Raw genomic sequence first — 8410 nt, forward strand, 5'->3', positions numbered from 1 at the left:
CACCTGCCGCGGCGTCGGCCCCGGTGCAGATTACCTATCCGGCGGTTGGCCTGGATGTGCTGGTTCATCCGCTGCGACCGGACCCTGCTGGCGGGCAGAGCATCGAGCCGCCGGAAACGATGGACGGATATTGGCTCAGTCCCTTCGGTACCCCCGGAACGGGATCGACGAATACCACTTACGTCATCGGGCACAGTTGGGAGGGGCTCGACGCGCCGTTCAACCACCTCAGCTATGCAGCGGCACCGGGGGACGAGCTCAAAGTCGTCACGGCAACGGGAGCGATGACATACAAAGTCGACTCCGTCACCACCTACACAAAATCGACTTTGAAAGACAGTCCCGTCTGGACAGCGGTGCCCAACCGCCTGGTCCTGATCAGCTGCTACACGCAGGACCTCTGGGGCAAGAATGTCGCGGTGGTAGCTTCACTTGTTCCAGGCCAGTAGCTTCTCCCGAGGCGCGCTCCGCATGGACTTCGAGCGCTCAAATGGTGAGACGATTTTGACCAACATGTGGATGCGTTGGCAGTCTGAAAACATGAGTGCAACGCAACCCGCCGCAACGATCAACCTGGCTGTCATTCCCGGCGACGGCATTGGCCCCGAAGTCATTGCCGAAGCCTCAAAGTCCTGGAAAAGGTTGTCGCCGAAGAAGGCGTCACCCTCGAGCAGACCGAATACAAGCTCGGAGCCCAGCACTGGCTTGAAACCGGCGAGACCCTCCCGGACGAGGTCCTGGCCGATCTGCGTACCCGCGATGCGATCTTGTTCGGCGCCGTCGGTGCGGCACCGGGGGACACCCGCATTCCTTCAGGCATCATCGAACGCGAAATGCTGCTCAAGCTCCGCTTCAGCCTTGACCACTTCGTGAACCTGCGCCCTTCGCGGCTCTACGGGACGGTGGGCAGCCCGCTGGCCAATCCCGGCGACATCGATTTCATCGTGGTCCGCGAAGGCACCGAAGGTCCGTACGTCGCAACGGCGGTACGCTCCGCGGGGGCACCCCCCACGAGGTTGCCACCGAGGTATCGCTCAACACGGCCCACGGCGTCGAGCGCGTTGTCCGTGACGCCTTCCGCCGCGCCAGCGAGCGTCCCCGAAAGCACGTCACCCTCGTCCACAAGCACAACGTCCTGGTCTTCGCAGGCCACTTGTGGAAGCGCACCGTGGAGGCCGTGGCCAAGGAATTCCCCGAGGTCACCCACGACTACCTGCACATCGACGCCGCCACCATCTTCATGGTGACCGACCCCTCCCGCTTCGACGTGATCGTCACCGACAACCTCTTCGGAGACATCATCACCGACCTCGCCGCCGCCATCACCGGCGGGATCGGTCTCGCGGCCTCGGGCAACATCAACATGGACCGCTCCGCGCCCTCCATGTTCGAACCCGTCCACGGCTCCGCCCCGGATATCGCCGGACAGCAGAAGGCAGATCCAACCGCCGCCATCCTGTCCGCGGCCTTGTTGCTGGACCACCTCGGCTATACGGGAGCCGCCCGCAGGATCGAAGCCGCCGTCGTCGCCGACATCGAAAGCCGCAACGGCGACAGCCGCAGCACCGCTGCCGTCGGCGATGCCATCGCTGCCGCGCTCTAGGGCCCGTACTGGCACTGAGGGTCTGTACCCGGGCGTAAGCTTTACTTGAATTATTTACTGCTGCCGTGGTCCGTCGCTGAACCATATCCTCCAAGAGATGGTTTGCTCTGCCTGGTAGCCGACTGGAGGAAACATGACTCAGACTGCCCACGGCGTCGAATTCAGCCAGCAGCTCTCGGAGACCCCGAAGTCTGCTGAGGAGCGTGCAGCTATCCTGGCAAACCCGGGATTTGGCGACTACTTCACCGACAACACCGTCATTGTCGACTACAGCGTCGACACCGAGGGCAAGGGCGGCTGGCACAGTGCCCGCGTCGAGGCCTACGGACCGATTTCCCTGGACCCTTCGGCGGCAGTGCTGCACTACGGCCAGGAGATCTTCGAAGGCCTCAAGGCATACCGCCACGCTGACGGCTCCGTTTGGACGTTCCGTCCCGGGGCCAACGCCGCCCGCCTGAACAAGTCGGCACGCCGCTTGGCCCTCCCGGAACTGCCCGAGGAGTACTTCCTCGGCGCCATCCGCGAACTCGTGCAGGCGGACAAGGAATGGGTTCCGTCCGGCGACGGCGAAGCCTGTACTTGCGTCCGTTCATGATCGCGACGGAAGCCTTCCTGGGTGTCCGCGCAGCCCGCGAGGTCTCCTTCCGGGTCATCGCTTCTCCGGCCGGCAACTACTTCGGCGGCGAACTCAAGCCGGTATCCATCTGGATCTCCCGTGAGTACGCGCGCGCCGGCCGCGGCGGCACCGGTGCAGCCAAGTGCGGTGGAAACTACGCCGCGTCCCTGATTGCCCAGATGGAAGCCGAAGAGAACGGCTGCAAGCAGGTCCTCTTCCTGGACCACTTCAACGACGATGCCGTCGAGGAACTCGGGGGCATGAACGTCTTCTTCGTCATGAAGGACGGCTCACTCGTCACTCCGGCACTCACCGGAACCATCCTCGAAGGCGTGACCCGTTCTTCCGTCATCCAGGTGGCGAAGGACATGGGCCGCGAGGTTTCCGAACGGAAGATCACCCTCGCCGAGTGGCGCGACGGCGTGGCCTCCGGCGAAATCGCCGAGGTCTTTGCTTGCGGAACCGCCGCCGTCATCACCCCCATCGGCGTCCTCAAGGACAAGACCGAGTTCATCGGTTCCGAGGACGCCAAGGCAGGCGAAACCACCATGGCCATCCGCGAGCAGTTGCTCGGCATCCAGACCGGAACGGTCAAGGACACGCACGGCTGGCTCACCCGACTGGCTTAAGTCCCCACCGGCTCCCAAGCCTCGCAAGCGTGGCTTGGGTCCCTCGCCGGCGTGGCCCTGTCTTGGAAAATGCCCGACGGCGGCCTCCCACCCTGGTGGGCGGGTCGCCGTCGTCGTTAACCGGTGAGCTGGTTGTTACCGGTGCTGGCTTGCTGGAGCCGCGGTCCGATGAGCGCTTCCATCTTGGCCTGCAGATATTGCTGGCCCGCCGCGGATGGGTGATCGCCGTCGGGACCAATGAGCTCCGCGGCATCGTCCATGATCCAGCCGAGGTCGATCGGATCAACGAAGTGCGCGCCGGCTTTCAGGGCAGCGGCCTTGTCCTGGTCGCGGATGTCGAGCCTTTCGGCTTCGGGCGTGCTCGTGTACGACGGCGGCCCGACCACGACGATGTCGGCTTGGGGAGCGCGGGACTTGACTGAGGCGAACGCCCGCGTGGCCGCAGCCTCGGTTTCTCCTGCGGCCGTTCCCATATCGTTTTCGGAACCAAAGAACAGCACCAGGCGGGTCTCGTCGGTTACCGCTGTGTCCACTTGGGAACCGAAGGTCGATCCGTCCTCGCCGACACTGACGTAGCCGCTGCCATCCCGTGCGGCATTGACGATGGTCGCTTGGAGCTGTTGAAAGCCGGGATCGTTCTCCACCAGCTTTGGCCAGGCCTCGTCAGGCGAGGTGCCGTGACCCGTGCTGAGGGAGTCTCCGATGATCACCACGGTGGGCTGGGCCGCGGCGGACCGTGGTCCGGTGTCGGAGGAACAGGCGCTGAGGAGTGCGAGGACGGAAAGGCAGGCGGTGGCGATCGCCGTCGTCGTCCGGAGAAGTTCTCTTCGTCGGGTGTGATTCCGCCCCAATTCGGCTCCTCCTCCGCAACTGTCCACATGTATCCATCCCAGTTCCTTGGCACCATGTTACGTCGTGTGCCGTGCCTGCCTCTTGCTTCCTGGCTCGCGGAACCGGGCTTCCCGTCCAAGGTCCCGCCACTTGGCGTGTGCCAAGATGGAGAAGTGAATCCGGTCAATGACGCCACTTTCCAGAACAGCAGCCACCTCACCCGCTCGCGGCTCGCGCCTAATCCGGGTCCGATGAGCCTTGACGGCACCAACTCGTACGTCATTGCCGCGCCGGACGCTGCTGGAGTGGTCGTCGTGGATCCCGGGCCGCTCGACGAATCGCACCTCGCGGCCCTGGCCGCCGCGGGGCCTGTGGAGCTCGTTCTCATCACCCATCGCCACAAGGACCACACCGAGGCCTCTGAGGTGTTCCACGAACTCACCGGCGCGCCCGTCCGTGCGGCGGATCCCGCCTATTGCCACGGCGGCGAGCCGTTGCGCGGTGGCGAGGTCATCGAGGCCGGAGGCGTTGAGATCCGGGTTCTTGCCACGCCGGGCCATACCTCGGACTCAGTCTGCTTCCACCTTCCGGGCGACGGACCGGACGGCTCGGTGCTGACGGGCGATACCATCCTGGGGCGGGGCACCACCGTCCTGGACTATCCTGACGGACGGCTGGGGGATTACCTCTCCAGCCTCGACAAGCTCGAAAGCCTCGGTCCGGCGACGCTGTTGCCCGCACACGGCCCCGTCCTGCCAGCCGTCGACGCCGTGTGCCGCGAGTACCGGGCCCACAGGGAGATGCGCCTGGACCAAATCCGTGAAGCACTCGCGCGCCTCGGCGCCCAAGCCGAAGTCCAAGCTGTCACCGATGCGGTGTATCCCGACGTCGATCCTTCCGTGCGCTGGGCAGCTGAAACTTCGGTGGCGGCGCAATTGGACTATCTGCGCGGCTAGCAGGCACCTCTTCAGTGCGCGCATAGCGGCCGCCGGCGGACGGTACGCTAGAACCCATGCGTATCGCCCGGTTTGTTGTTGATTCTGATCCCGTCTACGGCGTCGTTGAAGGTGAGCCAGGCAGTGAAATGATCACTGTCATCCACGGCGACCCCTTCTTCAACGGCGTCGAGCGGACCTCGGTCCGCCACAAGCTGGAGGACGTTCGCCTTCTGGCCCCGATTATTCCCCGCAGCAAGGTCATCGGCGTCGGACGGAACTTCGCCGAGCATGCCCGGGAACTCGGTAATGAAGTTCCGCAGCACCCCTTGTTGTTCCTGAAACCGAATACCGCCGTCGTTGGCCCCAACGATCCGATCGTGTTGCCTGAGTTCTCGGAGGAAGTCTCCTTCGAAGCGGAACTCTGCGTCGTCATCGGCCGCATTTGCAAGGACGTGCCCGAGGACCGCGTGGACGACGTCATTTTCGGTTACACCTGCGGCAACGACCTCACGGCCCGCGACGTCCAGAAGACGGACCTGCAGTGGGCGCGTGCCAAGGGCTTTGACACCTCCGCGCCGCTCGGCCCGTGGATCGAGACGGAACTCGATCCCGAAGACCTGGCCATCAAGGGCTGGCTCAATGGCGAACTCCGCCAGGACGGCAGCACGAACCAGATGATCCGCAGCGTGCGCGAGCTGGTATCGATCGTTTCGCAGGCTTTCACCCTGCTTCCGGGTGATGTCATCATGACCGGGACTCCTGCCGGCGTCGGGCTGGTCCAGGAGGGCGACCGCTACGAGATCGAGATCGAAGGCATCGGCCGCTTGTCCAACCCGGTAGTCCGCCGCTAAGAGGCTCGGCGTTCCGCCCAGCCGGTCGCTCTGGACCCGCTGGCACTGGGCATTCCGCCCACCGCCACGGGGTAAAGTTGGAACCACTATGACTACTGTTGCTGCGCCGAACTCTGCCGCCATTCCCGCCGTAAACGCCGAAACCCCGGTCCGCGTCCGGTTCTGCCCCTCACCTACGGGAACTCCGCACGTTGGGTTGATCCGCACGGCCCTCTTCAACTGGGCCTACGCGCGGCACACGGGTGGCAAGCTGATTTTCCGGATCGAGGACACCGATTCGGCCCGCGACAGCGAGGAGAGCTACCACCAACTGCTTGACGCGTTGAAGTGGCTCGGCATCGACTGGGACGAGGGCGTCGAGGTTGGCGGGCCGCACGAACCGTACCGCCAGTCGCAGCGCAGCGACATGTACCAGGACGTCATCGCCAAGCTCAAGGCCGGCGGTCACATCTATGAGTCGTACTCCACTCCCGAGGAGATCGAAGCACGGCACCGCGCCGCAGGGCGGGACCCGAAGCTCGGCTACGACGGCTTTGACCGGCACGTCACCGAGGAACAGCTCGCCCAGTACAAGGCCGAGGGCCGCAATGCCGTGCTGCGCCTGCGCATGCCGGACGAAGACCTGACCTTCAACGACCTTGTGCGCGGGGAGATCACGTTCAAGGCGGGATCCGTGCCTGACTTCGCTGTGGTGCGTGCCAACGGAGCTCCGCTGTACACGCTCGTGAATCCCGTGGACGATGCACTGATGGGCATCACGCACGTCCTCCGCGGTGAGGACCTGCTCAGCTCCACGCCCCGGCAGATCGCCCTCTACCGCGCGCTTTACGCCATCGGCGTGGCTGAGTACATGCCCGAGTTCGGCCACCTTCCCTATGTCATGGGCCAGGGCAACAAGAAGCTTTCCAAGCGCGATCCGGAATCCAGCCTGTTCCTGCACCGTGAACGTGGGTTCATCCGTGAAGGATTGCTCAATTACCTGTCACTCCTGGGCTGGTCGCTGAGCGCCGATGAGGATATCTTCACCGTGGAGCAGCTCGTGGCCAACTTCGATATCCACGATGTCCTGGGCAACCCTGCGCGCTTCGATATCAAGAAGGCCGAGGCCATCAACGGTACGCACGTGCGCATGCTCACGCCCGAGGACTTCCGTCAGAGGCTCGTGCCGTACCTGCGTGCCGCAGGTTTCGTGGGGGAGATCCTGACTCCGCGCCAGGAAGAGATCCTTGCCGAGTCCGCGCCGCTGGTCCAGGAACGGATCACCCTGCTGGGCGAAGCTCCCGAGATGCTCGCCTTCCTGTTCAAGAAGGACGACGCGATCGACATCGCCGACGACGCCCGCAAGGGACTTCCCGAGAACCTGGTCGAGGTGCTGGACGCCGCGTTGGTTGCGCTGGAACCCCTCGCCGACTGGACAGCGGAAAGCATCCAGGCAGCGCTCAAGCAAGCGTTGGTGGAAGATCTTGGGATCAAGCCGCGCCTCGCGTTCGGCCCGGTGCGCACGGCAATCTCCGGCCGCCGCATCTCGCCGCCGCTGTTCGAATCGATGGTCATCCTGGGCAAGGATTCCTCGCTCACCCGCCTGCGCGCGTTCCGCGGCTAGTTCAGGCACTCCGTGATCAACGCACTTCATGAGTCATTCGGCACGGTCCGCGGTGTCCTGTTCGACATCGACGACACCCTGGTGGACCTTGAGTACGCCATGACCACGGCCTTGCGTGACGTGAGCGAACACCTCCTGCCCGGCCTGGACCAGGCCGGGTGGGAGAAGTTCGGACGGATCTTCACGCACGAAACCACGCATTTCTATGACCGGTACCTAGCCGGTGAATTGACGTTCAACGAGCAGCGGCTCCTCCGTGGCCGCGCGGCCCTTGGGCATTTCGGCGTGGAGCTCGGGGGAGAGGACTCCCACACGTGGCTCAATGACTACTCGCGCCTACAGCCCAGTTATGTCAGGGCGTTCAGCGATGTCCTGCCCGTCCTCGACGCCCTCGACGCCGCGGGCATCCCCTACGGCGCCGTGAGCAACAACGTTCACGACTACCAGCGGGTCAAGCTCGACAGTGCGGGGCTTGCCCGGGTCTCGGTCCTTGTCGGAACGGACACCGTAGGCGTGCCCAAGCCGGACCCCGCCATTTACCTGGAAGGGGTCCGTCGCTTGGGCACCACCCCGGCCGAGACCCTTTTTGTGGGAGACAACCGCCTTCTCGACGCCGACGGCGCCACTGCTGCCGGATTGCTGGGCATCTGGTTGAATCGCACTGGTGAGCTCGCCTCCGACTTTTCCGGCCGGGAAATAGACTCCTTGACCCGGCTGCTCGCCTGAAGCTCTGCAGCTAAGCGCCCAGCCGGAACTTCCGCAGGAACACGAACGTTCCGATGGAACCCGCTCCCAGGACGCCCACAAGTCCGAGCGCCGTGCCGGTATCCGACTTTTCAGCCATGCTCGACGGCGACACCGCCGCAGCTCCTTGATGCAGTTCCGCGGTGCCCGCCGCGATCCGCGCATTTCCGTCCGCGAGTTTGTCGGCACCGGTGGACAACTGGGCTGAGCCTGCTGCCAGTTTGGCGTTTCCATCGGACAACTTGGAGGCGCCCGCTGCCAACGCAGTGGAACCGTCAAGAAGACCGGGTGAGGAAGGATCAGCAGGGCTGCCCTTGATCCCTGTCATCAGCGAGTCCGTACCTGCAGCCAAGCGGGACGTGCCCTCCGTCATGCTGGCGGTGGCTTTGAGGAGGCCCGGATGCTCAGGGTCGCCAGGTACGCCGTCCATGCCCACGCGGATCTTCGCGGTTCCATCGGCGAGCATTTGGTTCCCAGAACCACGCCCGGGGACGCCGGATCCTGGCTGTTGAGCTTCTGGGCGAGGATGGCGAAACCGTCCGCCAGTTTGCCGGTCCCTGCTGCCAGCTTCCCGGTGCCGTCGGCGAGCCGTCCG

8 protein-coding genes and 2 pseudogenes are annotated in these 8410 nt (G+C 64.5%); 7 read left to right on the forward strand and 3 right to left on the reverse strand.

Annotated elements, in window-relative coordinates; all coding sequences use genetic code 11:
• From AHiyo1_RS03745 to AHiyo1_RS03755, 3 genes and pseudogenes are all read left to right on the forward strand, one after another.
• The coding region (locus tag AHiyo1_RS03745) for a class F sortase (protein WP_148667431.1) at nucleotides 1-449 on the forward strand (449 nt) is incomplete at its 5' end.
• A 91-nt stretch (nucleotides 450-540) separates the two neighbouring features.
• Nucleotides 541-1603: pseudogene (locus AHiyo1_RS03750) on the forward strand (3-isopropylmalate dehydrogenase).
• 133 nt (nucleotides 1604-1736) lie between these two features.
• Nucleotides 1737-2848, forward strand: a pseudogene (locus AHiyo1_RS03755) (branched-chain amino acid aminotransferase).
• Nucleotides 2849-2964: 116 nt separating this feature from the next.
• On the opposite strand, the gene AHiyo1_RS03760 reads toward AHiyo1_RS03755, so the two are convergent.
• Nucleotides 2965-3699, reverse strand: coding sequence for an SGNH/GDSL hydrolase family protein (locus AHiyo1_RS03760; protein WP_059387648.1), 735 nt, complete (start codon nucleotides 3697-3699; stop codon nucleotides 2965-2967).
• A 153-nt stretch (nucleotides 3700-3852) separates the two neighbouring features.
• Between AHiyo1_RS03760 and AHiyo1_RS03765 the strand changes: the two genes are divergently transcribed.
• From AHiyo1_RS03765 to AHiyo1_RS03780, 4 genes are all read left to right on the forward strand, one after another.
• A complete protein-coding gene (locus AHiyo1_RS03765; protein WP_059387652.1) occupies nucleotides 3853-4635 on the forward strand; it encodes an MBL fold metallo-hydrolase in 783 nt (260 codons plus the stop codon).
• A gap of 56 nt (nucleotides 4636-4691) precedes the next feature.
• Nucleotides 4692-5468 (forward strand): fumarylacetoacetate hydrolase family protein, encoded by a 777-nt coding sequence (locus AHiyo1_RS03770; RefSeq protein ID WP_059387649.1) that lies wholly within the window; start codon nucleotides 4692-4694, stop codon nucleotides 5466-5468.
• An 88-nt stretch (nucleotides 5469-5556) separates the two neighbouring features.
• Nucleotides 5557-7071: a glutamate--tRNA ligase gene (gltX, locus tag AHiyo1_RS03775; protein WP_059387650.1), complete on the forward strand. Its 1515-nt coding sequence runs from the start codon at nucleotides 5557-5559 to the stop codon at nucleotides 7069-7071.
• Nucleotides 7072-7083: 12 nt separating this feature from the next.
• Nucleotides 7084-7797 carry an HAD family hydrolase gene (locus AHiyo1_RS03780; RefSeq protein ID WP_253257138.1) on the forward strand — a complete coding sequence of 238 codons (714 nt, stop codon included), beginning with the start codon at nucleotides 7084-7086 and terminating at the stop codon, nucleotides 7795-7797.
• 10 nt (nucleotides 7798-7807) lie between these two features.
• On the opposite strand, the gene AHiyo1_RS26140 is transcribed toward AHiyo1_RS03780, so the two are convergent.
• Nucleotides 7808-8143: a hypothetical protein gene (locus AHiyo1_RS26140; RefSeq protein ID WP_253257139.1), complete on the reverse strand. Its 336-nt coding sequence runs from the start codon at nucleotides 8141-8143 to the stop codon at nucleotides 7808-7810.
• Nucleotides 8144-8184: 41 nt separating this feature from the next.
• Nucleotides 8185-8410, reverse strand: a 226-nt coding sequence (locus AHiyo1_RS26145) for a hypothetical protein (protein WP_253257140.1), incomplete at its 5' end; no start/stop codon positions are given.

The organism is Arthrobacter sp. Hiyo1 (genome assembly GCF_001263615.2).
Lineage (GTDB): Bacteria > Actinomycetota > Actinomycetes > Actinomycetales > Micrococcaceae > Arthrobacter.